The organism is Streptomyces sp. NPDC087215 (genome assembly GCF_044744885.1).
Classification (GTDB): Bacteria; Actinomycetota; Actinomycetes; order Streptomycetales; family Streptomycetaceae; genus Streptomyces.
Genome location: NZ_JBIUZD010000002.1, coordinates 812,546 through 837,897 on the forward strand (window position 1 = coordinate 812,546; position 25,352 = coordinate 837,897).

Below are 25,352 nucleotides of genomic sequence, written 5' to 3' on the forward strand. Positions count from 1 at the left end.
TAGACACGACCCACCCGTAGGGACGACCCACCGGTGAGGGCCCGGCGCGCATCCGGCGCGCCGGGCCCTCACGCGTTCCGTACGCGCCGGGACGGGCCCCTCCCCGGCCCCTCCCCACGGGCCGGGTGGCCCCCGGGTGGGGGAGGGACGGTTCAGGCCCGGTCCGGGGCGGGGTCCGGGCGCGGCAGCGCCCGCAGCACCTCGTCCGCCTCGGCCATGATCCGGTCGACCAGTTCCGCGCAGCTCGGCAGGTCGTCGATCAGGCCCGCGACCTGCCCGGCGGCCATCACGCCCAGGTCCGTACGGCCCTCGACCATCGACGCCCGCAGCAGCATCGGGGTGTTCGCGGCGAGCAGCACCTGGCTCCAGGTCAGGTCCTTGCCGTGCCGCAGGGCGAGCCCGTCGCGGACCATCGCGGGCCAGGAGAGCCCGGAGAGACGGCGGAAGCCCGCAGCCCGCCGTACCGCCCGGACCAGGGAGCGGGCCCGTCCCGCGTTCTCCAGGGACGCCACGAGCTCGGTGCGGAGCATCCGGTGCGGCAGTCCGTCCACGGCGGTGGTGACGGTGACGTCCTGGACGGTGGCGGCCAGATAGCGGGCCTTGACGGCGTCCGGCACGGTCGAGTCGGAGGTCAGCAGGAACCGGGTGCCCATGGCGATGCCCGCCGCCCCGTGGGCGAGCGCGGCCACCAGCCCGCGTCCGTCGCGGAAGCCGCCCGCCGCGATCACCGGGATGCCGACGGCGTCGACCACCTGCGGCAGCAGCACCCCGGTGGCGACCTCGCCGGTGTGACCGCCGCCCTCGCCGCCCTGGACGAGGACCGCGTCCGCGCCCCAGCCCGCGACCTTCTCGGCGTGCCGCCGGGCGCCGACCGAGGGGATCACGACGACCCCCGCGTCCTTCAGCTCGGCGATCAGGTCGCGGGTCGGCGCGAGGGCGAAGGAGGCGACCCGTACGCCCTCGTCCACGATGATCCGGACCCGCTCGCGTGCGTCGCCCGCGTCCGCGCGCAGATTGACCCCGAAGGGCCGGTCGGTGCGGGAGCGCACCTCGCGGACGGCGGCGCGCAGCTGGTCCGTGGTCATGGTGGCGGAGGCGAGGACGCCGAGGGCGCCCGCGTTCGCGGTGGCGGAGACGAGCCGGGGACCCGCGACCCACCCCATGCCGGTCTGCACGATCGGATGGCGGACGCCGGTGAGTTCGGTGAGGGCGGTCCTCATCGGGGCGCGACCTCCCGGTCCCGCAGCCCGCGCGGGTCGATGACCTCCCGGATCAGCCGCAGTTCCCCGTCGGTGGGTTCGCGGGTGTACGGGACGTCGTCGTCGGCGGTGAGCGCGAAGCCGGTGGCCGCCCGGACCTCGGCGACGGTGCTGCCGGGGTGGACGGAGACGAGCCGCATGGAGCGGTCGGGGGTCTCGAAATCGAGGACGGCGAGGTCGGTGACGACCCGGGGGAGCCGGTGGTACGGGCCGACGGCGTGGTCGTACCCGACACCGCAGATCATGTCGACGCGCTCGACGAAGACCCGGCGCGAGTGCTTCGGTATCCAGTAGCTCACCGGGTTGTTGAGGGTGTTCACGGGCGCCCCGCGCACCCCCAGGAGCTGGCGGGCGGGCCGTTCCCAGTCGCCGACGCAGGAGATGTTCTGGTTGCCGTACCGGTCGATCTGGCTGGCGCCCATCATCACGTGCCGCCTGCCGCCGGTGACCATGGTCAGGTGCCTGCGGTACGGCAGCCAGCCCTCGGGCTCCCCCTCGGGGCCGACGAGCAGGGCCTCGCCGTCGGTGAGGAGGAGGTCGGGGGAGAAGGTGCGCCGGGCGAGACGGGCCCCGAAGGAGGGGACGAGCCCCATGGGGCTGGCGAGGACCTCGCCGTTGTCGCGCCAGGCCTCGGCGCAGGCGATCACGCAGTACTCGGCTCGGCTGGTCACCGCTGCTCCTCGCGCTCGTCGTGCCAGGCGCGGACGGCGGCCTGGTAGTCGTCCTCGGTCTTGCCGGACAGGAAGCGGGCGGCGAACTCGGGCCAGGGGGTGGTGGCGTAGAGCTTCTGGAACGGTTCGTCGCGGTCGTGGTCGGGGACGCAGGAGGTGAAGTGGGCGCCGTTCGGGGTCTCCACGACCCCGGTGACGCTGTGACGGCTCACCAGGAGGGTCTGGGGCACGGTGCCGGGGCCGAAGCGGTCGACGATCCGCTCGCAGGAGACGTACGCGGTGTCGGCGGCCTCGCAGAACAGGTCGTCGAAGTAGGGGTCGGGGCCCAGGTACTGGCCGTTGCCGAGCCGGTCGGCGCGGTTGACGTGGACGAGGGCCGCGTCGAGGCGCAGGGCGGGGACGGCGACGAACTCCTCCCCGTCGGCGTACGGGGAGGTGACGGTCCGCAGCTCCGGGTTGACCCGCATCACGTCGGAGCCGAGTCCGGCCCGGACGGGCAGGAAGGGCAGCCGGTTGGCGGCGGCGTGCAGCCCCCACATGAACATGGCCTCGTCGTACTCGGTCATCGCGATCCGGCCCTGCTCGCGGGCGGCCCGGAAGTGGGGTTCGAGGGGGATGGAGTCCAGGGTGGCGAAGGGGGCGACGAGCCGCCGCATCCGGCCCGCCGCCGCGAGCAGGCCGACGTCCGGGCCGCCGTACGACACCACCGTGAGATCGGTGATCTCGGACCGGAGCAGTGCTCGCACCAGGGCCATCGGCTTGCGCCGGGAGCCCCAGCCGCCGATCCCGACCGTCATGCCGGAGCGGAGCCGGCCGACGACCTCCTCCGGGGTCATGGTCTTGTCGGTCACGGGGAGTTCTCCTTGCCGAAGGAATCGCGGACCCGGTCGGCGACCCCGCTGAGGTTGGCCTCGAAGGTGAAGCCCTGCTCGAAGCGGTAGCTGCGCCGCACGTCCACGGGGTCGATGCCGTTGAGCGCCGCCTTGGCGAGCCGCAGCAGGCCCCCGTCCTTGGCGGCGATCTCCCCGGCGAGGGCGAGGGCCGCTTCGAGGAGACCGGCCCGGGGGACGACCTCCCACACCGAGCCGTGGGCCCGCAGTTCGGCGGCGGTCACGGTCCGCGCGGTGTAGTAGAGCGTCCGCATCAGATGCTGCGGCACCAGCCGGGCGAGATGGGTGGCGGCGCCGAGCGCGCCCCTGTCCAGTTCGGGCAGCCCGAAGACGGCGTCGTCGGCGGCGACGATCGCGTCGGCGTTCCCGACGAGGCCGACGCCCCCGCCGAGGCAGTGTCCGGCGACCGCCGCGACGACCGGGACCTCGCACGCGTACACGGCGGCGAAGGCCTCGGCGCAGCCGCTGTTGGCGCCGATCAGGGCGGTGTGCCCGGGATCGCGCTGCAACTCCTTGATGTCGACGCCCGCGTTGAAGCCGCGGCCCTCGGCGGCCAGGACGACACAGCGGACCTCGGGATCGCGCCCGGCGGTGCGGACCGCGTCGGCGAGCGCGTACCAGCCCTTGACGGGCAGGGCGTTGACGGGTGGGAAGTCGACGGTGACCAGGGCCACGCCGGGAGCGGGGCGAGAGGTGCAGACACCCATGGGCGGATCAGCTACCTTTCCACCAAACGTTTGTTAGGTAACTCTTGAGGAGGAAGGTAGCAGCCGATGGAGCTGGACGGGAGGGTCGCGCTCGTCACCGGCGGCACCCGGGGCGTCGGGGCGGGCATCGCCCGCGCCTTCCTGCGGGCCGGGGCCCGGGTCGCCGTCTGCGCCCGCAGACCCCCGGACGCACCGGTCGAAGCGGCGGGCAGGGCCGCCGACTTCCACCCGCTCGACCTGCGGGAACCCGCCGCCGTACAGGAGTTCTTCACCGCCTTCGCCGCGCGGTACGGACGGCTCGACGCCCTCGTCAACAACGCGGGCGGCAGCCCGTACCGGCCCCTGGGCGAAGGGGGGGCCGAGCGCCACGCGCGCGTGCTCGCGCTCAACCTCACCGCGCCCCTCGTCGTCAGCCTCGCCGCCCACCCGCTGCTCAGGGCCTCGCGCGGCGCGGTCGTCATGATCGGCAGCGTCAGCGGCGGCCGCCCGTCCCCCGGCACCGCCGCCTACGGCGCGGCCAAGGCGGGCCTGGAGAACCTGGCCCGCTCGATGGCGGTCGAATGGGCCCCCGAGGTACGGGTCAACACCCTCGTCCTCGGCATGGTGCGGACCGAGCTGTCCGCCCTGCACTACGGCGACGCGGCCGGGATCGCCGCCGTCGCCCGGACCGTACCGCTCGGCAGGCTCGCCGAACCCGACGAGATCGGGGAGGCCGCCGTCTTCCTCGCCTCCGGCCGGGCCGCCTACGTCTCGGGAGCCTCGCTCCTCGTGCACGGGGGCGGCGAACGCCCCGCCTTCCTCGACGCCGCGACCGCGAACAAGGAGAGCTGACATGGACATCGGTACGGACACGGGTACGGGTACGGGCGGGGACGTCGGTACGGACGCGGCCCCGGACAGGGCCACGGGTCCGGGGCTGTGCGACGGCCGGGTCGTCGTCGTGACCGGGGCGGGCCGGGGGCTCGGCCGGGCGCACGCGCTCGCCTTCGCCGCCGAGGGCGCCCGGGTCGTCGTCAACGACCTGGGGGTCGGCCTCGACGGACGCCCCGGACCCGACAGCCCGGCGGCGGCGGTCGCGGAGGAGATCAGGGCCCTGGGCGGCGAGGCCGTCGCCCACGGCGGGGACATCGCGACCGGCGAGGGCGCCGCCTCCCTGGTCGCCGCCGCCCTCGACGCCTACGGACGGCTCGACACCCTTGTCAGCAACGCGGGCTTCCTCCGCGACCGGATGCTGGTCAACCTGGAGGAGGACGACTGGGACGCCGTCATGCGGGTCCACGCCAAGGGCCACTTCCTGCCGCTGCGGCACGCCGCCGCGCACTGGCGGGCGGAGGCGAAGGCGGGTCGGACCCCGGTGGCCCGGATCGTCCACACCACCTCGGGCGCGGGGCTGCTCGGCAGTGTCGGACAGGGCAACTACACCGCCGCCAAGGCCGCGATCGTCGGCCTCACCCTGGTCGCGGCGGCGGAACTGGCCCGGTACGGGGTGCAGGTCAACGCGGTCGCCCCGGCGGCCAGGACCCGGATGACCGAACAGGTCTTCCAGGGCCTCGACGCGCTGCCCGAGGACGTGTCGCCGCTGGTGGTGTGGCTGGGATCGGCCGCGTCGGAGGGCGTGACCGGCCGGGTCTTCGAGGCCGAGGGCGGGCGCCTCACCGTCATGGAGGGCTGGCGTCCGGGCCCCACGGCGGACAAGGGCGCCCGCCGCACCCCGGCGGAGGCGGGCGAGACGGCCCGCCGCCTCCTGACGACGGCGACACCACCACACCCGGTGTACGGAGGCTGAGCACCCTTCCGACCACCGGGCGGTCGCTCCCCGGAGCCCGCAGCCCGGAGCCCGGAGCCCGGGATCGGGTCGTGGTGTACCGCCCCGCGCCCTCCCGGGTTCCTCGCGGGGCGACCCGGAGATCCCGGGCCTCCCCGGGGTCCGGCCGGACGCCCGGGTGACCGCCCCCGCCCCGGTCCTTCAGGAGCGTCGGGGCCGCATCCACTCCAGACGGGTCCTGACCCGGGGGTCGTGGAGGTACTCCAGGGCCGCCAGGGCCGTCTCGCGGGCCGGGCCCTCCGGGTCGCCGTCCGCGAGGACCGAGGCCAGGGCGTCCACGGCGCGCGGGTCCTGGCGGATCGCGAGCCCGCGCGCCGCCTCCGCCGCCGTCTCCGGGTCACCGTCGGCGAGCCGCTCCGCGAGCCCCTCCCGTACGAGCGGGGTGTCGTCGGGCAGTTCGGCGAGGGCGAGCGTCGCCCAGTCCCGTACCCGCGCGTCGCCGTCCCGGCTCAGCGCGAGCAGCACCCCCAGCGCCTCGACGTGCCCGGCGGGCACGATCCCGGCGAGCGCCCCCGCCACCGAGCGCCGTACCACCGGATCGGGATGCCCGGCGAGCGCCAGGAGTTCGGGCACGGCCGACGGCTCGGCGCAGGTGCCGAGGGCCGTCACCACCGAAAGGGCGGGCTCCCGCGCCGGGCCGGACGCCTCCGCCGCGAGCCGCCGCAGCACCGGCACCGCGCCCGCCGCGAAGCCCGGCAGGGCGCCGAGGACCTGCGCGCCGAGCGCGCGCCGGAACGGATCGCGGTAGGCGCACCAGGCCGCCGCCGTCACGAACGTCTCCTCGTCGGCGCGGGCCGTCAGCTCGGCCACCGCCGTCGTCCAGTCGTCGAACTCCGGCTCACCGCAGCGCAGCGCCCGCGCGGCCAGCTCCTCGTGCGGGGTGCGCAGCCCCAGCGCCGCCTCCAGGAGCGTGGCGATGGCCGCGTGCCCGGTGTGCCGGTCGTCGCCGCGGCCCGGCGCGCCGTCCTCCCGCAGCAGCTCGACGACGACCGTCAGCCCGCCGTCCTCCCGGACCCGCCGGACGACGGCCTCGTAGGTCTCCCCGCCGTCGTGGCCCGCGACGAGACCGCGCCGCAGCTCGGCCGCGATGTCCGCGCCGATCCAGCGCCGCGCCTCCCGCAGCGCGGCCTCCCGGGCCGCGGCCCCGTGGTCGAGGAGCGCCCGTACGCAGCCGGTGGAGCCGCGCCGGGCGGCGGCGACGAGCGGGAGGACCCCGTCGGGTCCCGGCCGGTCGGGGTCGGCGCCGTGCTCCAGGAGCACCCGGGCGGTGTCGGCGTGCCCGAGCCGCAGGGCCCAGGCGAGGGCCGTGAAGCCGTAGGCCTCCTCCTGGTCGGCCGCCGCGCCCGCCGCGAGCAGGGCGCGGACGACCTCGGCGTGCCCGCCGCAGGCCGCGCCGCACAGTGGCAGGTCCCCGCCGTCCTCGCCGCTGTCCCGGCCGGGATCGGCCCCGGCGGCGAGCAGGATCCGTACGATTCCGGCCTCGTCGCCGACGGCAGCCCGGTACAGGGCGGTCTCACCGTCCTCCCGGGAGTCGGGTCCGGCCCCTTCCCGCAGGGCGCGTACGACCCCGTCCTCGTCCCCGTCCAGGATCGCGTCGAACAGCGTGCTCATGGGCCGACCCTGACCCGTCGTCGGGCCCCGGCGCAAATCGGTTGCGGGACGGCGGTCAGCCCGCGCACTCCAGGACCGTCCGGCAGACCGCGCAGCGGGCCCGCAGCGCCCGGCCCGCCGGGACGCGCAGGCGCTGGCGGCAGACCGGACAGGAGAAGGAGACGGCACCCGCCGGGGCACCGTCGTGGAAGGCGTACGGGGCGTCCTCCCCGGCCCGCCCCCTGCGCCGCTCCCAGGCGTACCGGCGGGCGGCGGCCCAGCCCGCCCCGGCGAGCGGCGGCGCGGTCCGCTCCCGGGCGGCCTCGGTCCTGCCCCGGGTCCACGCCTCGTACGCGACGGCGCTGGTGAACCAGGGGGAGGGGTCCTCGCCGAACAGCTCGGCCCGTTTGGCCAGGACGTACCCGAACTCCTCCGGGGTGAGGTAGCCGAGCTTCTGGCTCTCCACCCCGTCCCGCCGGTAGGCGTCGAGGAGGAGCCAGCCCGCGCCCAGGTAGGAGGTGGTGACGTCGGTGAGGATCTCGTTCTCGGCGGTGCCGGGGAAGCCCAGGCCGAGCCGGTGCAGCAGGACGTGGGTGATCTCGTGGGCGAGGGCCGCGCCGATGTCCCGGCGGCGGGTCCTGAACCGGTCGTTGAGCTCGACGAAGTACTCGGGTCCCGCGGTCAGCTCGACGGTCGCCGCGTGCTCCATGGTCCGGAAGCCGACCACCATGCGGGCCTCGGGCAGCCGCAGGTGCCGGACGAGCGTCCTGGCCACCCGCTGGGCGCCGAGGTGGAGGTCCTCGTCGTCGGTGAGGGCGACGTCGGCGGCGGGCACGCTCGACGGGTAGCGGTGCACCCCGTCGGGGGAGAGGCGCCGGTAGAGCGCGGTGAGCGAGGCCCCGACCGCGGCGCGGTGCGGGAAGCCGTGGGCGACCCGATCACTCTCCTGACGGTGCGTCATACCGCTTTTCCCCCTCCCTCCCACTGTACGGTCCCGTCCTCGGGGCTGGCCGAAAACACTTCCTTGTGGCGCCAGTTGCGCCCTGTCCATAATCCGGACATGCCTTGACGGGCTCATGTCAGTGCGCCCGTGGAGGTCCACCCCCCATGAGAGAAGGCAGGCACATGAAGCAGAACCGCATGGTCCGCGCACTCCAGAGGCTGGCCGCGGCCGGCGCCGTAGTCCTGGCGGCCGTCAGCCTCCAGCCCACCACCAACGCGGCCGCGGCTCCCGCCCCCGTCGTCGGCGGCGTCCGCGCCGCCCAGGGCGAGTTCCCCTGGATGATCCGGCTGTCGATGGGCTGTGGCGGCTCGCTGATCTCCCCCCAGGTCGTGCTCACCGCCGCCCACTGCGTCAGCGGCTCGGGCAACAACACCAGCATCACCGCCACCGCCGGTGTCGTGGACCTGCAGAGCACCAGCGCCGTCAAGGTCAAGTCGACCAAGGTCCTCCAGGCGCCCGGCTACAACGGCCAGGGCAAGGACTGGGCGCTCATCAAGCTCGCCAGCCCGATCACCACGGTGCCCACCCTGAAGATCGCCGACACCACCGCGTACAACAGCGGCACCTTCACGGTCGCCGGCTGGGGCGCGGCCCGCGAGGGCGGGGCGCAGCAGCGGTACCTGCTGAAGGCGAACGTGCCGTTCGTCTCCGACGCCTCCTGCCAGACGTCCTACGGCGCCGACCTCGTCCCCGGCGAGGAGATCTGCGCCGGGTACAGCCAGGGCGGCACCGACACCTGCCAGGGTGACTCCGGTGGCCCGATGTTCCGCAAGGACAACGCCGGTGCCTGGATCCAGGTCGGCATCGTGAGCTGGGGCCAGGGCTGCGCGCGGGCCGGCTATCCCGGTGTCTATACGGAGGTCTCGACCTTCGCCGCCGCGATCACGTCGGCCGCGGCCACGCTGTAGCCGCTCGCCCTGAAACGGGTGCCCCGGAGCGCCCTCGGCTCCGGGGCACCCTCATGCCGCGTCGGCCCCACCGGGCCCGCCTGCGAGCGCGGGGAGGCCCCCTGCGGGGACCGCAGGCCCCTCACCGGGCCGGGTGACCGCCCTCCCTCGCACGGGACCACCTCGCCCGTACGGCCGCATGAGCGGTCGTCCCCGTACACCCGGGCAGGAGCCGTCCCCGGACGCGGGGCCGGGCACCCGGGCAGGAGCCGTCCCCGGACGCGGAGCCGGGCACCCGGGCGAGGAGCACGGATCGGCGGGCCGGGTTCCGCGGGAGCCCTGCGCGTCGGCGGACACCGTCCCCGGCCCCCCCGGCCACCCGCCCGGAGGGCCCGTCAGCCGATCACGTCCAGCTCCACCGTCGCCGCCCCGGCACCCTCCAGCTCCAGGACCCACACCTCGTTCGCGCCCTCCCGCAGCACCGGGCCCGGCAGGAACAGGGCCTCCTGCGGCCCGGCCGCCCAGTACCGGCCGAGGCAGACGCCGTTCACCCAGGCGAAGCCCCGGGTCCCGCCCGGCAGCCGCAGCCACGCGTCCCCGGCCCCGGCGACCTCCGTCAGCCCCCGGTACAGTCCCGGTCCCGCGCCCTCCCCGGCCCGCCCGAACGGCACCCCGCCGACCGCCTCCGCCGAGAAGGCGTCGAGCCGCAGCCCCCGGGCCCGGAACCCGTGCAGATACTGCCGCTCGTGGCGCACCCCGCCGGTGATCCCCTTCGGCTCCGCCAGCCGGGGCCCGTAGTTGACCCGGCCCAGCGACTCCACCCACAGGTCCACCACCGCCGGACCCGCCACCGGCCCGGCCAGCGTCACGTCCTCCCCGTCCGCCGTCCCGAGGACCCCGGCCGGAGCCCCGTCGACGTACACCACCGCCCGGTCCCGCAGCCCCGTCACCCCCAGCGGGTACGGCTGCCGGGGACCCGGCACCGCGACCCGGTAGCGGACCAGACCCCGGTCCACCCCCAGCTCCTCGAAGGTCGGCGGCACCGGCGCCACCCGCTCGGGACCGCCCAGCGCCGCCAGCACCGCGTCGAGCGGCGCCCAGCCGTCCAGCCGCCCGGAGACCGGCGCCGCGAGCCGCGCCGGGGGCTCCGGCGGCTCCGGCAGCGGCCCCTCCGCGTACGGCGCGAGCACCTCGCGGAACCGCCAGAACTTCTCCGTCGGCCGCCCCGCCTCGTCCACCGGGGCGTCGTAGTCGTACGAGGTCACCGTCGGCCGCAGCGGCCCGTCGTGCAGGTCACCGGCCCGGTTCGCGCCCGCCCAGCCCGCCGGGTTCGTCCCGCCGTGCGCCATGTACACATTGACCGAAGCCCCGCACTCCAGGATCTCCCGCAGCGCCTCCGCCGCCTCCGCCGCGTCCCGCACGGTGTGCTCCGTGCCCCAGTGGTCGAACCAGCCGCACCAGAACTCCATGCACATCAGCGGCCCCGACGGCCGGTGCCGCCGCAGCGCCGCGAACCCCTCCCGGGCCCCCGCGCCGAAGTTCGCCGTCGCCAGGACCCCCGGCACCGAACCACCCGTCAGCATGTGGTCCTCCGGCCCGTCCGAGGTGAACAGCGGCACGCTCACCCCGCACTCCCGCAGCAGCCCCGCCAGCCACTCCAGATACGCCAGGTCGCTGCCGTAACTCCCGTACTCGTTCTCCACCTGGACCAGGACCACCGGCCCGCCCCGGTCCACCTGCCGCTCCACCACCTGCGGCAGCAGCCGCCGGAACCAGGACTCCACCGGCCCCAGGAACTCCGGGTCGAAGGTCCGCACCCGGCGCCCCAGCGGACCCGTCAGCCAGTGCGGGAGCCCGCCGTTCTCCCACTCGGCGCAGATGTACGGCCCCGGCCGCACCACCGCCCACATCCCGGCCCGCGCCACCGCGTCGAGGAACCGGCCGAGCTCCGCCACGTCCCCGTACCGGCCGGGCTCCGGCGCGTACAGGTTCCAGGGGACGTACGTCTCGACGCAGTTGAGGCCCATCGCGCGCAGCATCCCGAGCCGGTGCTCCCACAGCTCCTCGCGCACCCGGAAGTAGTGCAGCGCGCCCGAGAGCAGCCGCACCGGCCGCCCGTCGAGCAGAAAGTCCTCGTCACCCACCGTGAACGTGCTCATGGCCTCACCCTCACCCCCTGGCGGCGGACCGGTCCATGGACAAAGATCGTCGAAGTTTGGACCTTAGGACGTCAGGAAGACGCCGGACGCACGGGGACGACGACGTCGGGAAGGCGTCGGGACACACGGGGACGACGACGTCAGGAAGGCACCCGGCCATGTACCACACCTGGATGCGCTACTTCACGCCCAGCCCCGTCCACCACCGCCTCGGCCTCGTCTGCCTCGGCGTCGGACTCCAGCACGGCACCCTGCCCACCGTCGGCCCCCGCACCCTCGACCACCACGTGGCCGTCCTCGTCTCGGCGGGCGGCGGCTGGTACCGGGGCGCCGACGGGCGCCGTACCGCCGTCACCGCCCCCGCCGTCCTCTGGCTCACCCCCGGCGTCCCCCACCACTACGGCGCCGACCCCGGCACCGGCTGGGACGAGGCCTTCGTCGACTTCTCCGGACCCGCCGCCACCACCTACACCGAACTCGGCTACATCGAACCCGACCGGCCCGTCGTCCCCCTCGCCGACGCCGCGCCCGCCCGCGCCGCCATCGGCCGCATCGCCCGCGCCGCCCGCCCCGGCAACCCCCTCCTGGAGGTCGAGACCGGCGCCGCCGTCCACGAACTCCTCGTGGCGCTGCGCCGCGCCCGCGCCGACATCAACGCCGACGGCGACCCCGTCCTCGCCGCCCTCGCCCGCGACGCCTTCCAGCCGCTCTCCGTCGCCGAACACGCCGCCCGGCACGGCATGACCGCCGCCGAACTGCGCGCCGCCGTCCGCCGCGCCGCCGGGTGCAGCCCCAAGGACTACCTGCTCACCGTCCGCCTCGGCCGCGCCAAGGAACTCCTCGCCGCCACCGAACTGCCCGTCGCCGCCGTCGCCCGCCGCGTCGGCTACGACGACCCCGCCTACTTCTCCCGGCTCTTCACCCGCAGGGTCGGCACCGCCCCCGTCCGCTTCCGCGAGCAGCAGGGCCGCTCCGTCCCCGGCGGCTGGAGCGACCGCGTCCCGGATCCCGAACACCCGCCCACGATCCTCCCGAGGTCCGTCTAAGCTCGCAGATCATGAGCGACTCCACCCAGCACCGGCCGGCCGACGAGTCCGGACGGGCCGACGAGCGAACCGACGAGACCGTCCGCGCCGACCGGGCCGCCCCCACCGAGGACGGGGTCGACGAAGCCGTCGGCGCCGAGCTGACCCGGCTGCGCGAGAGCATCGACAACATCGACGCGGCCGTCGTCCACATGCTCGCCGAACGCTTCAAGTGCACCCAGCAGGTCGGCGTCCTCAAGGCGCGCCACCAGCTGCCGCCCGCCGACCCCGGCCGCGAGGCCCGCCAGATCGCCCGGCTGCGGGAACTCGCCGAGAGCGCGAAACTGGACCCGGCCTTCGCGGAGAAACTCCTCAACTTCATCATCGCCGAGGTCATCCGCCACCACGAGACGATCGCGGACGGAGCACGCTGATGACCCGCCACCGGGACGACGACCGTGTACGGGCCACGAGGACGGCCCGCCACCGGGAGACGACAGCGGACGGAGCACGCTGATGGCCCGCGTCACGGTCTTCACCCTCGGGGGCACCATCTCCGCGCGAGGCGGTGACGCGTCCCGGATGAGCGGCCGGGAGGTCCTCGCCGAACTGGGCGGCGGCCACGACGTGGTCCTGCGCGACTTCCGCCGCGTCCCCAGCTCCTCCCTCACCCACGAGGACCTCGCCGCCCTCGCCGCCGAGGTCCGGGACACCGTCGCCGACGGCTCAGGCGCCGTCGTCGTCCAGGGCACCGACACCCTGGAGGAGACCGCCTTCCTCCTCGACCTGCTCTGCACCACCGAACAGCCGGTCGTCGTCACCGGCGCCATGCGCCGCCCCGACCTGCCCGGCGCCGACGGCCCTGCCAACCTCGCCGCCGCCCTCGCCGTCGCCGCCGACCCCGCCTGCCGGAACCTCGGCGTCCTGGTCGTCCTCGCCGACGAGATCCACGCGGCCCGGTTCGCCCGCAAGACCCACACGACCTCCGTCGCCACCTTCGCCTCGCCCGGCGCCGGCCCCCTCGGCTTCGTCGTCGAGGGCGGCCCCCGCCTGCTGCTGCGGCCCGCCGTCCCGTCCACGCCCCACCGCCTCACCCTCGACCCCGCCGTACGGGTGGCCCTGGTGACCCTCTCCCAGGGCGACCGGGGCGAACTCCTGGAAGCCGTCGACGACCGCTTCCAGGGCCTCGTGGTCGCCGCCCTCGGCGCCGGACACGTCCCCGGGTGGCTGGTCGACCCCCTCGCCGCCCTCGCCACCCGGATCCCCGTGGTCCTCGCCTCCCGCACCGGCGGCGGCACGACCCTGACGGACACCTACCGGGGCCCCGGCTCCGAGTACGACCTGCTGCACCGGGGCCTGATCCCGGCCGGTCCCCTCGACCCGGCCAAGGCCCGCGTCCTGCTCCACGCCCTGCTCTCCGGCGGGGCCGCCGGACCCACGGGCTACGACCGCCCCCGCATCACCGCCGCCTTCGCCCACCTGAACGGCTCGGGACTCGCCTGAGGAGCGAGGCCCCCGACCGTCCGGCCCGCCGACCGCCCCCGCCCGACCGGCCCGACCACCTCTGCCCGGCCCCGAGGGCATCGGGCAGCATAGGGCCATGTCCGTACTGACGCGCGACGAAGCGCAGACCCGTGCCCAGCTCCTCGACGTCCACCACTACACCGTGGACCTCGACCTCACCACCGGCGACGAGACCTTCGCGTCCCACAGCCTCATCCGCTTCACGGCACGCACCGCCGGGGACACCTTCGTCGAGCTGAAGCCCGAGACCCTGCGCTCCGCCCTCCTGGACGACGAGCCCCTCGACGTCACCGCCCTCGACGGGAACCGGCTCCCGCTGAGCCTCACCGAGGGCGAGCACGTCCTGCGGATCGCCACGACCATGCGCTACTCCCGCACCGGCGAGGGGATGCACCGGTTCACGGACCCCAGCGACGGCGAGACGTACGTCTACACCCAGCTCTTCATGGAGGACGTCCAGCGGGTCTTCGCCGCCTTCGACCAGCCCGACCTGAAGGCCGTCTTCGCCCTCTCCGTCACCGCCCCCGAAGGCTGGACCGTCCTCTCCAACGGCATCACCGAACGGCGGCCCGACGGCACCTGGCAGGCCGCCGCCACCCCGCCGCTCTCCACCTACTTCGTGTGCGTCGCCGCCGGACCCTGGCACTCGGTCCGCACCGAGCACGCCGGACTCCCCTTCGCCCTGCACTGCCGCCGCTCCCTCGCCGAACACCTCGACGCCGACGCCGACGAGATCCTCACCGTCACCAAGGCCTGCTTCGACCGCTTCCACGAGAAGTTCGAGGAGCCGTACCCCTTCGACTCCTACGACCAGGCGTTCGTCCCCGAGTTCAACTCGGGCGCCATGGAGAACCCCGGCCTCGTCACCTTCCGCGACGAGTTCGTCTTCCGCTCCGCCGTCACCGTCACCGAACGCCAGCACCGCGCCATGGTCGTCGCCCACGAGATGGCCCACATGTGGTTCGGCGACCTCGTCACCCTGCGCTGGTGGGACGACATCTGGCTCAACGAGTCCTTCGCCGAGTACATGGGCTACCAGACCGTCAACGAGGCCTGCGCCGACCTCTTCCCCGACACCTGGGTCGACTTCGGCGTCACCCGCAAGGCCTGGGGCTACGAGGCCGACCAGCGCCCCTCCACCCACCCCGTCGCCCCCGACCCGGAGTCCGTCCCCGACACCGCCTCCGCGCTCCTCAACTTCGACGGCATCTCCTACGCCAAGGGCGCCTCCGCACTCCGCCAGCTCGTCACCTGGCTCGGCGAGAAGGACTTCCTCGCGGGCATCAACATCCACTTCAAGCGCCACCGCTTCGGCAACGCCACCCTCGCCGACTTCATCGACAACCTCGCCGCCGCCACCGACCGCGACGTCCACGCCTGGGCCGCCCGGTGGCTGCGCACCACCGGCGTCGACACCCTCACCCCCGCCCTCACCGGCGAGGGCCTCCACTGGAAGCTCGCCGTGGAGCGCGACGGCAGCCGCCCGCACCGCGTCGCCGTCGGACTCTACGACCGCGACCCCTCCGGCGGCCTCGTCCTGCGCGAGCGCCGCGAACTCGACGTACCGGCGACCGAGCCCGCCGAGCTGACCGGACCGCGCCCCGCCCTCGTCGTCGTCAACGACGAGGACCTCACCTACGCCAAGCTCCGCTTCGACGAGGTGTCCGAGGAATCCGCCGTGCGCGGACTCTCCCGCATCCCCGACCCGCTCACCCGGGCCGTCGTCTGGAACGCGCTCCGCGACATGGTCCGCGACGGAGCCCTCGCCCCCGCCGCGTACCTGGAGATCGCCCGCGCGCACCTCCCCGAGGAGACCGAACTCGCCGTCGTCCAGGGCGTCCTCGCCTTCGCCCGCGCCCAGATCGCCGACCGGTTCGTCCCCGGGGCCGACCGCCCCGCCGCCCTCGCCGCCATCGGCGGGATCGCCCGCGCGCTGCTCCGCCGCACCGAGGACGGCGACGCGCCCGGACTGCGCCTGACCGCCGTCCGCGCCTTCGTCGACAGCGCCACCACCCCCGACAAGATCGCCTCCTGGCTCGACGAGGGCACCGTCCACGGCGGGCCCGAACTGGACCCCGAACTGCGCTGGCGCATCCTCCGCAGGCTCGCCGTCCTCGGCGCCACCGACGAGACGGCCATCGCCGCCGAACTGGCGCACGACCCCAGCGCCACCGGCCAGGAGGGCGCCGCCCGCTGCCGCGCCGCGCTGCCCACCGAGGAGGCCAAGGCGGCGGCCTGGTCGGCGCTCTTCGACACCGACGGCCTCTCCAACTACCTCTTCCTCGCCACCGCCCAGGGCTTCTGGCAGCCGGAGCAGGCCGCACTGCTGCGGGAGTACGTGGCCCGCTTCTACCCGGCGGCCGTCGCCCTCGCCGACCGCCGCGGCCCCGCCATCGCCGAGGCCACCGGCCGCTACGCCTTCCCCGCCCACGCGATCGACCAGGAGGCCCTCTCCCTGGGCGAGCGCTGTCTGGAGGAGGACACCGTGCTCCCCGCCCTCCGCCGCCAGCTCGTCGACCAGCTCGACGACCTCCGCCGCGCCCTCGCGGTCCGCACGGCCTGAGCCGTCACCCCCGGCGCGGGGCCCGACGGCCCGGCGCCGGGGAAACCCGCACGAGCACGCGCGGGGCCTTCGCCCGCCCGACACGGACCTCGCACCGGTCCCGGCCCACCCGCCCCGGTCTCCCCCGTCCCCGTCCCCCGTTCGGGTAACAACCCCCCGCTCCCCGGACATCGCGGGCCGGGCACCGGCACCCTGTCGTCCATGCGTGCCGCACCCCCACCCCTCGCCGGAGGCGCCACCGGCGCCGATGCCCTCCGTCCCCTGCTGAGCACCGTCCTCGAAGCCCTGCGCGCCGGGGCCGGGGAGCGCGGCGGGCCCCTCCCGGCCGGTGGGCCCGAGGAGGTCGCGCGCCGGGTGGACGCCCTCGGGGAGGTGCTTCCCGGCACCGGCACCGGCGCCGATGAAGCCCTCGCCACCCTCGTACGGGCCCTCGCCGCCGGGGCCGCCGACCCCGCGCACCCGCTCTGCGCCGCCCATCTGCACACCCCGCCCCTCGCACTGGCCGCCGCCGCCGATCTGGCGGCCTCCGCGCTGAACCCGTCCATGGACTCCTGGGACCAGGCCCCCGCCGCCTCCGCCCTGGAGGCCCGGGTCACGGCCGCCCTCGCCGCCGAGGTCTTCCCGGCCGCCGACCGGCCCGACGCGCTGGTGACGACCGGCGGCACCGAGTCCAACCAACTGGCGCTGCTCCTCGCCAGGGAACGGCACGGCCCCGCCCTCCGTACCGTCGTCGGGGCCAACGCCCACCACTCCCTCGCCCGCGCCTGCTGGCTCCTCGGCCTCCCCGCGCCCCTGGTGCTGCCCACCCCGCGCGGCACCCTCGACCCGGCCGCCGTCGACACGGCCCTCGCCGCACTGACCGGCCCCGTCCTGGTCGCGGCCACCGCCGGGACCACCGACGAGGGCCTGATCGATCCGCTCGGGGCCCTCGCCGACGTGTGCGGGGCCCGCGCCGCCGACTTCCACGTGGACGCGGCCTACGGCGGCCCCGCCCTGTTCAGCCGCACCCGCGGACACCTCCTCGACGGCCTCGACCGGGCCCGTACCGTCACCGTCGACCTGCACAAACTGGGCTGGCAGCCCGCCGCCGCCGGACTCCTCGCCGTACGCGAAGCGGCCGACCTCGACGTCCTCGGGCACACCGCCGCCTACCTCAACGCCGACGACGACACCGGGGCCGGTCTGCCCGACCTCCTCGGCCGCTCCCTGCGCACCACCCGCCGCCCCGACGTCCTCAAGACCGCCGTGACCCTGCGGGCCCTGGGCCGGGACGGGCTCGGCGCGCTCGTCGACGCCTGCGCGGACCTGGCCCAGGACCTGGCCGACCTGGTGGAGAAGACCCCCGGGTTCGAGCTGCGGGCCCGTCCGGCGCTCACCACGGTCCTCTTCCGGCCGTCCGGCGTCCCCGACGCCACCGTCGCGGAGATCCGCCGCACCCTGCTCGCCGAGGGCCGGGCCGTGCTCGGCCGCGCCGAGGCCGACGGCCGTCTCTGGCTCAAGGCCACCCTGCTCAACCCGTACGCCACCCCCGGCGACCTGGCCCAGCTCATCACCCTCGTGGAAGGCGGCACCCCTCGATGACCGGCAGCACCCCCCAGGACGAACTCGACCGGCCCCACGATCTGGTGGGCGTCGGCATCGGTCCCTTCAACCTCTCCCTGGCCGCCCTCGCGCACGGCGTCCCCGGCGGTCTCGCCGCCACCTTCTACGAGCAACGGGCGGCCTTCCACTGGCATCCGGGCCTCCTCATCGAGGGCGCCACCCTCCAGGTCCCCTTCCTCGCCGACCTGGTGACCCTGGCCGACCCGGCCAGCCCGTGGACCTTCCTCAACTACCTGAAGGCCCGCGAGCGCCTCTTCCCCTTCTACTTCGCGGAGAAGTTCCACATCCACCGCGCCGAGTACGACGCCTACTGCCGCTGGGTCAGCGAGCGGCTCCCGGGCCTGCGCTTCGGCCACCAGGTCGACTCGGTCCGCTGGAATCCGGAACGGCGCCTGTTCGAGGTCGACTTCACCCAGCTCGACCCGGACGGCGAGGCGGAGGCCCTCGGCCGCGCCTACACCCGGAACGTGGTCCTGGGCGTCGGCACCGAGCCGTACGTCCCGGAGCCCCTCAGGCCGCTCGCGGAGGCGTCCGGCGTCCCCGTGATCCACGCGGCGGACTACCTCACCCACCGGGAGGCGCTGCTCGCCGCCGGACACGTGACCGTGATCGGCTCGGGGCAGTCCGGCGCCGAGGTCTTCCTGGACCTGCTCAGGGCCCGCCCCATGGGGGCCGAGCGGATCCACTGGCTGGCCCGTACCGAGGCCTTCGCGCCGATGGAGTACTCCAAGCTGGGCCTGGAGCACTTCACCCCCGACTACACCCGCTACTTCCACGCCCTGCCCGAGCCGGTGCGCGGCGAACTCCTGCCCCGGCAGTGGCAGTTGCACAAGGGCATCGACGCCGACACGATCGCCGCCGTCCACGAGGAGCTCTACCGGCGCACCCTGCACGGCGGCTGGCCGGACGCCGTCCTCACCCCCGGGGTCCGGGTCCGTACGGCGGGCCGGGTGGCCACCACCCGGATCGAGCTGCACCTGGAACACGTCCAGCAGGGCAGCAGGTCCCGGCTCACCACCGACGCCGTCGTCCTGGCCACCGGCTACCGGGAGCGTCCGGTGGACCGGATGCTCGCCGGGCTCGACCCGTACCTGCGGCACGACTCCGCCGGGCGGGCCCGGATCGACGAGCGGTACCGGCTGGTCCTCGACCCCTCGGTGACCGGCGCGGTCTTCGTGCAGAACGCCGAGCGGCACACCCATGGCGTCGGCGCCCCCGATCTGGGGCTCGCGGCCTGGCGGAGCGCGACCATCCTCAACGCGGTCACCGGCAAGGAGCCGTATCCGCTTCCGCGCAGGACGGCGTTCACCCGTTTCGGTCTGGAAGCGCGAGAGGCGCCGGGCGTTCCGGCCCAGGGCCAGAAGCTGACGCCTCTCACTCAGATCGTCTAGCGGTCCGTCCCGCGAGGGGTCAGAAGACCGGGACGCCGTCCCGGGTCAGCTTCCAGCCGACCGAGGCGAAGGCGGCCGGGTCGACCGTCCCCTTCGCCTTCACCCACTGGATGATGGTGTTGCGGATCTCGTCCGAGTCGGCCCACAGCTGCTGGGCGTTCGCGACGTGCGGGAACGCGCCGCCGCCGCTGGCCCGGTAGTTGTTGACGGCGAGGACGAACTTCGCGGCCGGGTCGATCGGCCGCCCCTCGAAGGACAGGTCCACGATCCGGGAGCCGACGGGCCCGGCGATGTCGATCTCGTACGTGAGCCCGGAGACGGCGTCGTAGTTGTAGTCCGGGGTGTTGTCCGCGTTGGTCAGCTTCGCGGTGTCCACGGGCGTGCCCGCCGGGGTCCGGACGTAGTACTTCGCGGAGTACTCCAGGTAGTCCTTGAGCTGGGCGCCCGTCAGCAGCCGGGCCTCCAGGGTGTTCTCGAAGGGGTAGAGCCCGGCGGCGTCCTTGATGGTGACCTGCCCGGCCGGGATGCGCGCGGTGCGGGAGAAGCAGGAGGCCTGGGAGAGGACGGGCAGGGCGGCGTGGGCGCCGCCCGCGAGGGCCGCCTTCACGGTCTCGGCCTGGACGACGTTGATCAGGTCGATGATCGGCTCGTCGCGCCACGGGGCGTCGGCGGTGGTCATGGTGGCGGTGGAGGTGCCGATGACCTGGTTGACGTAGGAGACGACCTTGCGGTGCTCGTCCACGAGCAGCCCGGTGATCTTCGGGTCCTCCTCCACGGTGTTGGAGTTGAGGACCCGCGCGGTGGTCTTCTCGACGGTCCAGCGGCCCTTCTCCCACACCAGGTCGAAGTCGAAGAGGGTGAGGCGCTGGCCCCACTTGAGCGGCTCGGACAGGACGACGTCCTTGCCGGTCGTCCTGTTCTTCACCCGGTACTCGGGGATCTCGGCGTGCGCGTGGCCGACGAGTATGGCGTCGATGCCGGGGACCTGCTCGGCGACGAGCGCGGCGGCGTTCTCGACGTGCGGGAGCTGGTCACCCCAGGAGGAGGTGCCGCTGGTGCCGGAGTGGGCGGAGACGACGACCACGTCGGCGCCCAGGGAGCGCAGCCGCGGCACCCACTTCGCGGCCTGCTCCTCAAGGCCGGGGAAGACCATCTTCCCGCTGACGTTGGCCTTGTCCCAGATGGCGATGCCGGGGTTGGTCAGGCCGAGGACGGCGACCTTGACGTCCCTGCCGTGCGGGGTGCGCAGCCGGTGGACGCTGTACGGGGCGAAGGCCGGGCGCAGGGTCCTGGCGTCGAGGGCGTTGGCGCCGAGCAGCGGGAAGTCGCACTGCTCCTCGAACTTGCGCAGCACGGGGATGCCGTAGTTGAACTCGTGGTTGCCGAGCGCGGCGGCGTCGTAGCCGATGGCGTTCATGGCCTGGGCCATGGGGTGGACGGGGCCGCGGCGGGCGGTGATCGGGTCGACCTTGGCGTAGTAGTAGGACAGCTGGGTGCCCTGGATGGTGTCGCCCGCGTCGATGAGGAGGGTGTTGCGGCGCCCCTTCTCCTCGCGGACCCGGTCGACCAGGGTGGAGATCTTGGCGAGGCCGACGTCGTTGCGGGCCTTGTCGTCGAACTCCCTGTCCGTGAAGTAGTCCCAGTTGAACACGTTGCCGTGCAGGTCGGTGGTGCCCATCACGGTGAAGGAGTACCGCTTGGCCGGCCGGGGGCGGTGTCCGTGTCCGGCTCCGTGGGCCTCGGCGGGCGCGGCGGCGGTCCCGGTGACGAGGGCGGCTCCGGCTCCGACGGCGACGGAGCTCCCCAGGAAGGTCCGGCGGTTCAACGGCATGTGCTTCTCCTTGGTTCAGTGACGTCGGTTCCGGCGTGGATCGCCCGGACGACGCGCGTAGATTCTGGCCCAAGGGGCACCTCGGCAACAGACCTTCCGGGTTACGGACTGGGAAAGTGTTCGACGCCGGTCCCGGTGTCCGGGCTCGGGGTGAAGGGGGTCCGGGGCCCGGAATCGCTCATCGGAGCACCCCTATGCACAGATTCAAGAGTTGTCAACAGCCTTTCACTGAAAGGTTGTTGAGTAGTCATGTCCCGCCAACTCGCTACTGGTGGGTAAGCCCTAGGCTCGACTCATGCGCCGAGCGAAAATCGTTTGTACCCTTGGGCCCGCCACTGAAACGTACGACCAGATCAAGGCGTTGATCGAGGCCGGAATGGACGTGGCCCGCTTCAATCTCAGCCACGGGTCGTACGCCGAGCACGAAGAGCGTTACCGGCGCGTCCGCAAGGCGTCCGACGAGACGGGCCGCAGCATCGGCGTCCTCGCCGACCTTCAAGGCCCGAAGATTCGCCTCGGCCGTTTCCGCGAGGGCCCCGTACTGCTTGAACGCGGTGACGAGTTCGCCATCAGCGTCGAGCCGATGGAGGGCGACCGGCACTGCTGCGGGACGACCTACTCCGGTCTCGCCGCCGATGTGACCCCGGGGGAGCGCATCCTCGTCGACGACGGCCGCGTCACCCTGGAGGTCGTCTCCGTCGAGGGCCCCCGGGTGAACACCCTGGTCATCGAGGGCGGCATGGTCTCCGACCACAAGGGCCTCAACCTGCCCGGCGTCGCCGTCTCCGTGCCCGCCCTGTCCGAGAAGGACATCCAGGACCTCCGCTGGGCGCTGCGCATCGGCGCCGACGTCATCGCGCTCTCCTTCGTCCGCAGCGCCCATGACATCGAGGACGTGCACCGGATCATGGACGAGGAGGGGCGCAGGCTGCCCGTCATCGCCAAGATCGAGAAGCCGCAGGCCGTGGAGAACATCGAGGAGATCGTCGCCGCCTTCGACGGCATCATGGTCGCCCGTGGCGACCTCGGCGTCGAGATGCCCCTCGAACAGGTCCCGATCGTCCAGAAGCGCGCCGTCAAACTGGCCAAGCGCAACGCCAAGCCGGTCATCGTCGCCACCCAGATGCTCGACTCGATGATCGACAACTCCCGGCCCACCCGCGCCGAGGCGTCCGACGTCGCCAACGCCGTCATCGACGGAACCGACGCCGTCATGCTCTCCGGTGAGACCAGTGTCGGCCGCTTCCCGATCGAGACCGTGCGGACCATGAGCCGGATCGTCGAGGCGGCGGAGGAGGACGTCCTCGCCAAGGGGCTGTCGCCGCTGACCGAGCGGAACAAGCCCCGGACCCAGGGCGGCGCGGTGGCCCGTGCCGCCGCCGAGATGGGCGACTTCCTGGGCGCGAAGTTCCTCGTCGCCTTCACGCAGTCCGGCGACACCGTGCGGCGCCTGTCCCGCTACCGCTCGCCGATCCCGCTGCTCGCCTTCACCCCGGACCCGGCGACCCGCTCGCAGCTCAACCTCACCTGGGGCGTCGAGACCTTCCTCGGCCCGCACGTGGACTCGACGGACGCGATGGTGGCGCAGGTCGACGAGGAGCTGCTGCGGATCGGGCGCTGCCGGAAGGGCGACATCGTGGTGATCACGGCGGGATCCCCGCCGGGAGTCGCCGGTTCGACCAACCTGGTCCGGGTGCACCACATCGGGGAGCCGCTCGACTAGGCGGGGCGGCGGCCGGGAGACGGACGGGCGGTGATGTCCAGCGGAGAGAGTGATTCGTCTCAAGCCTTGGAATCAAAGGTAAAGTGCCCCGGGTGGGATTCGAACCCACGCTGTATGGTGTTTGAGACCACTGCCTCTTCCGCTGGGCTACCGGGGCATCCTTCGAAACGAAGGTCGGTGATCACCCGCCGTGCACCTACCTTACAGGAGGTGGGTACGCTCATGGGGAGCTGTATCCGCCTCGGAACGAGGCCATCGAACGAGGAGCCCGCGTGACCGCCCCCGAGTCACCCCAGCCCGTTGACGACGCCGACGCGTCGCACGTCCCGCCGCTGACGACCCGTGTCGTCATCGCCGAGGACGAGGCCCTCATCCGCCTCGACCTCAAAGAGATGCTGGAGGAGGAGGGCTACACGGTCGTCGGTGAGGCCGGGGACGGCGCCACCGCCGTCGAGCTGGCCCGCGAGCACCGCCCCGACCTCGTCATCCTCGACGTGAAGATGCCCGTCCTCGACGGCATCTCGGCCGCCGAGAAGATCGCGGCCGAGTCCATCGCCCCGGTCCTCATGCTCACCGCCTTCTCGCAGCGCGAGCTCGTCGAGCGGGCCCGTGACGCGGGCGCCATGGCGTACCTGGTCAAGCCGTTCAGCAAGAGCGACGTCGTCCCGGCCATCGAGATGGCCGTCTCGCGCTTCGCCGAGCTGCGCGCCCTGGAGCGGGAGATCGCCGACCTCTCCCAGCGCCTGGAGACCCGCAAGCTCGTGGACCGCGCCAAGTCGGTGCTCCAGACCCAGTACGGCCTGACCGAACCGGCCGCCTTCCGCTGGATCCAGAAGACCTCCATGGACCGCCGGATGTCGATGCAGCAGGTCGCCGAGGCCGTCATCGAGGACGCCGAGGAGAAGAAGGCGGCCAAGGGCCAGTAACCGCCCCTCCGCCCCTCCGCCCCTCCGTCACGACGGAAGGCCCGCCCCACACGACCGTGGGGCGGGCCTTCCGTCGTCTCCGTGAGGGACCGGGTCCGACGTTCCCGTACGGGAACCCGGTCCTCCGTCTCCGTACCGGACTCAGTCCTCGCCGAGGTACGCCTTGCGGACGGACTCGTCGTGGAGCAGGTCCTGTCCGGTGCCGGACAGCACGATCTTGCCGATCTCCATGACGTGACCGTGGTCCGCCAGCGCGAGCGCGGCCTGCGCGTTCTGCTCGACGAGCAGGATCGTGGTGCCCTGAGCCTTCAGCTCCGAGATCGTCGCCATGATCTTCTGCATCATGATCGGGGACAGCCCCATGGAGGGCTCGTCCAGCATGAGCAGCTTCGGCTGGGACATCAGCGCCCGGCCCATGGCGAGCATCTGCTGCTCACCGCCGGAGAGCGTGCCGGCCGCCTGCTTGCGACGCTCTCCCAGGATCGGGAAGAGGTCGTACGCGCGCTGCACGTCCTTGGCGATGCCCGCGGAGTCCTTCCGGAGGAAGGCGCCCAGGAGCAGGTTCTCCTCGATCGTCATCCGGGGGAAGATGTGCCGGCCCTCGGGGGAGTGGGCCAGCCCCAGCGAGACGATCTTGTACGCGGGGATCTTGCGGAGGGACCTGCCCTCGAACTTGATCTGGCCGCCGACCGGCTTGAGGAGCCCGGAGAGGGTCCGCAGGGTGGTGGTCTTCCCGGCGCCGTTGGTACCGATGAGGGTGACGACCTCACCGGCCTCGACGGAGAAGGAGATGCCCTTGACGGCCTCGATCTTCCCGTAGGCGACGCGCAGGTCCTCGACTTCGAGCAGTGCGGTCATGCGTCGTTCTCCTTGCCCGAACCGGGGTCTCCCGGGGTGTCCTCCGAAGGCGCGTCCTGCGCGGGGGCGTCGGCGGACGGAGCGTCCGCCGAAGGGGCGTCCGCCTCGATGGGCTCGCCCAGGTAGGCGGCGATGACCCGCTCGTCGCTCTGGACGGTCTGGCTGTCGCCCTCGATCAGCTTCTGGCCCTGGACGAGCACGGCGACCCGGTCGCAGAGGTTGAAGATGAACCGCATGTCGTGCTCGATGACGAGCACGGCGATGCCCATGTCCCGGATGGCGAAGATGAGTTCCTCGGCCGCCCGGGTCTCCTGCGGGTTCATGCCCGCGGTGGGCTCGTCGAGCAGGATCAGACCGGGGTCGCTCGCGAGGGCGCGGGCGATCTCCAGCTTGCGCTGCTCTCCGTACGGCAGGTTCTTGGAGAGGTGCTGCGCCTTGTCCTGGAGGCCGATGAACTCAAGGAGCTCCATGGCCCGCTTCTCGGAGGCGGCCTCGGCCCGCTTGAAGCCGGGGCCGCGGAGCAGGGCCGACCAGAGGCCCTCCTTGGTCCGGGTGTGCCGTCCGACGAGGACGTTCTCCAGGACCGTCATGTTGCTGAAGAGACGGATGTTCTGGAAGGTTCGCGCGATGCCCGCCGCGGTGACCTTGAACGACTTCGGCGGCAGGACCTGGCCCTTGTAGCGGACCTCGCCCTCGGTCGGGATGTAGAGACCGGTGAGGCAGTTGAAGAAGGTGGTCTTCCCGGCGCCGTTGGGGCCGATGAGACCGACGATCTCGCCGCTGTTGACGGTGAGGTCGACGTTCTGCACGGCCGTCAGGCCGCCGAAGCGCATGGTGACCCCGCGCGCGTCGAGAACGGTCTCGCGGACGGCCGGCTCGGGCGCGGTGCCCTCGGACGGCTTCGTGGTGGTGGTCATG

At 73.6% G+C, this 25,352-nt stretch carries 21 protein-coding genes and 1 tRNA gene; 11 read left to right on the forward strand and 11 right to left on the reverse strand.

The features are described from left to right. Positions 1–152: 152 nt before the first annotated feature. From ACIO92_RS08270 to ACIO92_RS08285, 4 genes are read right to left on the reverse strand one after another with little or no spacing between them, the layout of a single operon-like run. Positions 153–1,220, reverse strand: a complete 1,068-nt coding sequence (locus ACIO92_RS08270; RefSeq protein ID WP_366442949.1) for a nitronate monooxygenase — start codon at positions 1,218–1,220, stop codon at positions 153–155. Continuing rightward, positions 1,217–1,930 carry a CoA-transferase gene (locus ACIO92_RS08275; RefSeq protein WP_366442950.1) on the reverse strand — a complete coding sequence of 238 codons (714 nt, stop codon included), beginning with the start codon at positions 1,928–1,930 and terminating at the stop codon, positions 1,217–1,219. Before ACIO92_RS08275 ends, ACIO92_RS08270 begins: the two co-directional genes overlap by 4 nt. Then, positions 1,927–2,781: a CoA-transferase gene (locus ACIO92_RS08280; protein ID WP_366442951.1), complete on the reverse strand. Its 855-nt coding sequence runs from the start codon at positions 2,779–2,781 to the stop codon at positions 1,927–1,929. The genes ACIO92_RS08275 and ACIO92_RS08280 overlap by 4 nt, the downstream gene beginning before the upstream one ends. Next, the gene (locus ACIO92_RS08285) at positions 2,778–3,527 is read right to left on the reverse strand and encodes an enoyl-CoA hydratase family protein (protein ID WP_366442952.1); all 750 of its coding nucleotides are present in this window, start codon (positions 3,525–3,527) and stop codon (positions 2,778–2,780) included. Before ACIO92_RS08285 ends, ACIO92_RS08280 begins: the two co-directional genes overlap by 4 nt. A 66-nt stretch (positions 3,528–3,593) precedes the next feature. Here ACIO92_RS08285 and ACIO92_RS08290 point away from each other — a divergent pair, with 66 nt between their 5' ends. Further along, positions 3,594–4,358, forward strand: a complete 765-nt coding sequence (locus ACIO92_RS08290; protein ID WP_401235698.1) for an SDR family oxidoreductase — start codon at positions 3,594–3,596, stop codon at positions 4,356–4,358. A gap of 1 nt (position 4,359) precedes the next feature. Beyond that, positions 4,360–5,313, forward strand: a complete 954-nt coding sequence (locus ACIO92_RS08295) for an SDR family oxidoreductase (RefSeq protein WP_402058249.1) — start codon at positions 4,360–4,362, stop codon at positions 5,311–5,313. Positions 5,314–5,493: 180 nt separating this feature from the next. Here the strand turns inward: ACIO92_RS08295 and ACIO92_RS08300 are convergent, their stop codons facing one another. Next, entirely contained in the window at positions 5,494–6,963 is a 1,470-nt protein-coding gene (locus tag ACIO92_RS08300; protein ID WP_402279337.1) for an ankyrin repeat domain-containing protein, read from the reverse strand. A 55-nt stretch (positions 6,964–7,018) separates the two neighbouring features. Beyond that, on the reverse strand, positions 7,019–7,903 hold the full coding sequence (locus ACIO92_RS08305) for a hypothetical protein (protein WP_366442955.1): 885 nt from the start codon (positions 7,901–7,903) through the stop codon (positions 7,019–7,021). Positions 7,904–8,067: 164 nt separating this feature from the next. On the opposite strand from ACIO92_RS08305, the gene ACIO92_RS08310 reads away from it, so the two are divergent. Then, on the forward strand, positions 8,068–8,853 hold the full coding sequence (locus ACIO92_RS08310) for a serine protease (protein ID WP_366442956.1): 786 nt from the start codon (positions 8,068–8,070) through the stop codon (positions 8,851–8,853). 374 nt (positions 8,854–9,227) lie between these two features. Here the strand turns inward: ACIO92_RS08310 and ACIO92_RS08315 are convergent, their stop codons facing one another. Then, complete coding sequence (locus tag ACIO92_RS08315; protein WP_401235694.1) at positions 9,228–10,991, reverse strand: beta-galactosidase family protein; 1,764 nt, start codon at positions 10,989–10,991, stop codon at positions 9,228–9,230. Positions 10,992–11,149: 158 nt separating this feature from the next. Here ACIO92_RS08315 and ACIO92_RS08320 point away from each other — a divergent pair, with 158 nt between their 5' ends. The 6 genes from ACIO92_RS08320 to ACIO92_RS08345 all read left to right on the forward strand — a co-directional run bounded on the left by ACIO92_RS08320 (position 11,150) and on the right by ACIO92_RS08345 (position 19,096). Then, positions 11,150–12,037: an AraC family transcriptional regulator gene (locus ACIO92_RS08320; RefSeq protein WP_366442958.1), complete on the forward strand. Its 888-nt coding sequence runs from the start codon at positions 11,150–11,152 to the stop codon at positions 12,035–12,037. Between the two features lie 11 nt (positions 12,038–12,048). After that, positions 12,049–12,450 carry a chorismate mutase gene (locus tag ACIO92_RS08325; protein WP_401235692.1) on the forward strand — a complete coding sequence of 134 codons (402 nt, stop codon included), beginning with the start codon at positions 12,049–12,051 and terminating at the stop codon, positions 12,448–12,450. An 82-nt stretch (positions 12,451–12,532) separates the two neighbouring features. Beyond that, the gene (locus ACIO92_RS08330) at positions 12,533–13,519 is read left to right on the forward strand and encodes an asparaginase (protein ID WP_401235691.1); all 987 of its coding nucleotides are present in this window, start codon (positions 12,533–12,535) and stop codon (positions 13,517–13,519) included. 97 nt (positions 13,520–13,616) lie between these two features. Beyond that, entirely contained in the window at positions 13,617–16,103 is a 2,487-nt protein-coding gene (gene pepN / locus ACIO92_RS08335; protein WP_366442960.1) for an aminopeptidase N, read from the forward strand. 201 nt (positions 16,104–16,304) lie between these two features. After that, positions 16,305–17,684: a pyridoxal phosphate-dependent decarboxylase family protein gene (locus ACIO92_RS08340; RefSeq protein ID WP_401235690.1), complete on the forward strand. Its 1,380-nt coding sequence runs from the start codon at positions 16,305–16,307 to the stop codon at positions 17,682–17,684. Then, a complete protein-coding gene (locus ACIO92_RS08345; protein ID WP_402279330.1) occupies positions 17,681–19,096 on the forward strand; it encodes a lysine N(6)-hydroxylase/L-ornithine N(5)-oxygenase family protein in 1,416 nt (471 codons plus the stop codon). The genes ACIO92_RS08340 and ACIO92_RS08345 overlap by 4 nt, the downstream gene beginning before the upstream one ends. A gap of 19 nt (positions 19,097–19,115) precedes the next feature. Here ACIO92_RS08345 and ACIO92_RS08350 read toward each other — a convergent pair whose 3' ends face one another. Next, positions 19,116–20,927 carry a 5'-nucleotidase C-terminal domain-containing protein gene (locus tag ACIO92_RS08350; protein WP_366442963.1) on the reverse strand — a complete coding sequence of 604 codons (1,812 nt, stop codon included), beginning with the start codon at positions 20,925–20,927 and terminating at the stop codon, positions 19,116–19,118. 295 nt (positions 20,928–21,222) lie between these two features. Here ACIO92_RS08350 and pyk point away from each other — a divergent pair, with 295 nt between their 5' ends. Further along, positions 21,223–22,650, forward strand: a complete 1,428-nt coding sequence (pyk, locus tag ACIO92_RS08355) for a pyruvate kinase (RefSeq protein ID WP_366442964.1) — start codon at positions 21,223–21,225, stop codon at positions 22,648–22,650. A gap of 84 nt (positions 22,651–22,734) precedes the next feature. Here pyk and ACIO92_RS08360 read toward each other — a convergent pair. Further along, a tRNA-Leu gene (locus ACIO92_RS08360) sits at positions 22,735–22,807 on the reverse strand. 115 nt (positions 22,808–22,922) lie between these two features. Here ACIO92_RS08360 and ACIO92_RS08365 point away from each other — a divergent pair. After that, positions 22,923–23,576: a response regulator gene (locus tag ACIO92_RS08365; RefSeq protein ID WP_366442965.1), complete on the forward strand. Its 654-nt coding sequence runs from the start codon at positions 22,923–22,925 to the stop codon at positions 23,574–23,576. Positions 23,577–23,717: 141 nt separating this feature from the next. On the opposite strand, the gene ACIO92_RS08370 is transcribed toward ACIO92_RS08365, so the two are convergent. Together ACIO92_RS08370 and ACIO92_RS08375 are read right to left on the reverse strand one after the other, a co-directional pair. Then, positions 23,718–24,434: an ABC transporter ATP-binding protein gene (locus ACIO92_RS08370; protein ID WP_366442966.1), complete on the reverse strand. Its 717-nt coding sequence runs from the start codon at positions 24,432–24,434 to the stop codon at positions 23,718–23,720. After that, positions 24,431–25,351 (reverse strand): ABC transporter ATP-binding protein, encoded by a 921-nt coding sequence (locus tag ACIO92_RS08375; RefSeq protein WP_351779098.1) that lies wholly within the window; start codon positions 25,349–25,351, stop codon positions 24,431–24,433. The genes ACIO92_RS08370 and ACIO92_RS08375 overlap by 4 nt, the downstream gene beginning before the upstream one ends. Position 25,352: the final 1 nt, after the last annotated feature.

Bases quoted from the DNA above. Each gene is read 5' to 3' on its own strand.
- ACIO92_RS08300 (WP_402279337.1), bottom strand. From the start codon at position 6,963: ATGAGCACGCTGTTCGACGCGATCCTGGACGGGGACGAGGACGGGGTC.
- ACIO92_RS08320 (WP_366442958.1), top strand. From the start codon at position 11,150: ATGTACCACACCTGGATGCGCTACTTCACGCCCAGCCCCGTCCACCAC.
- ACIO92_RS08295 (WP_402058249.1), top strand. From the start codon at position 4,360: ATGGACATCGGTACGGACACGGGTACGGGTACGGGCGGGGACGTCGGT.
- ACIO92_RS08270 (WP_366442949.1), bottom strand. From the start codon at position 1,220: ATGAGGACCGCCCTCACCGAACTCACCGGCGTCCGCCATCCGATCGTG.
- ACIO92_RS08330 (WP_401235691.1), top strand. From the start codon at position 12,533: ATGGCCCGCGTCACGGTCTTCACCCTCGGGGGCACCATCTCCGCGCGA.
- ACIO92_RS08290 (WP_401235698.1), top strand. From the start codon at position 3,594: ATGGAGCTGGACGGGAGGGTCGCGCTCGTCACCGGCGGCACCCGGGGC.
- ACIO92_RS08345 (WP_402279330.1), top strand. From the start codon at position 17,681: ATGACCGGCAGCACCCCCCAGGACGAACTCGACCGGCCCCACGATCTG.
- ACIO92_RS08370 (WP_366442966.1), bottom strand. From the start codon at position 24,434: ATGACCGCACTGCTCGAAGTCGAGGACCTGCGCGTCGCCTACGGGAAG.
- pyk (WP_366442964.1), top strand. From the start codon at position 21,223: ATGCGCCGAGCGAAAATCGTTTGTACCCTTGGGCCCGCCACTGAAACG.
- ACIO92_RS08310 (WP_366442956.1), top strand. From the start codon at position 8,068: ATGAAGCAGAACCGCATGGTCCGCGCACTCCAGAGGCTGGCCGCGGCC.
- ACIO92_RS08305 (WP_366442955.1), bottom strand. From the start codon at position 7,903: ATGACGCACCGTCAGGAGAGTGATCGGGTCGCCCACGGCTTCCCGCAC.
- ACIO92_RS08350 (WP_366442963.1), bottom strand. From the start codon at position 20,927: ATGCCGTTGAACCGCCGGACCTTCCTGGGGAGCTCCGTCGCCGTCGGA.
- ACIO92_RS08325 (WP_401235692.1), top strand. From the start codon at position 12,049: ATGAGCGACTCCACCCAGCACCGGCCGGCCGACGAGTCCGGACGGGCC.
- ACIO92_RS08375 (WP_351779098.1), bottom strand. From the start codon at position 25,351: ATGACCACCACCACGAAGCCGTCCGAGGGCACCGCGCCCGAGCCGGCC.
- pepN (WP_366442960.1), top strand. From the start codon at position 13,617: ATGTCCGTACTGACGCGCGACGAAGCGCAGACCCGTGCCCAGCTCCTC.
- ACIO92_RS08315 (WP_401235694.1), bottom strand. From the start codon at position 10,991: ATGAGCACGTTCACGGTGGGTGACGAGGACTTTCTGCTCGACGGGCGG.
- ACIO92_RS08285 (WP_366442952.1), bottom strand. From the start codon at position 3,527: ATGGGTGTCTGCACCTCTCGCCCCGCTCCCGGCGTGGCCCTGGTCACC.
- ACIO92_RS08340 (WP_401235690.1), top strand. From the start codon at position 16,305: ATGCGTGCCGCACCCCCACCCCTCGCCGGAGGCGCCACCGGCGCCGAT.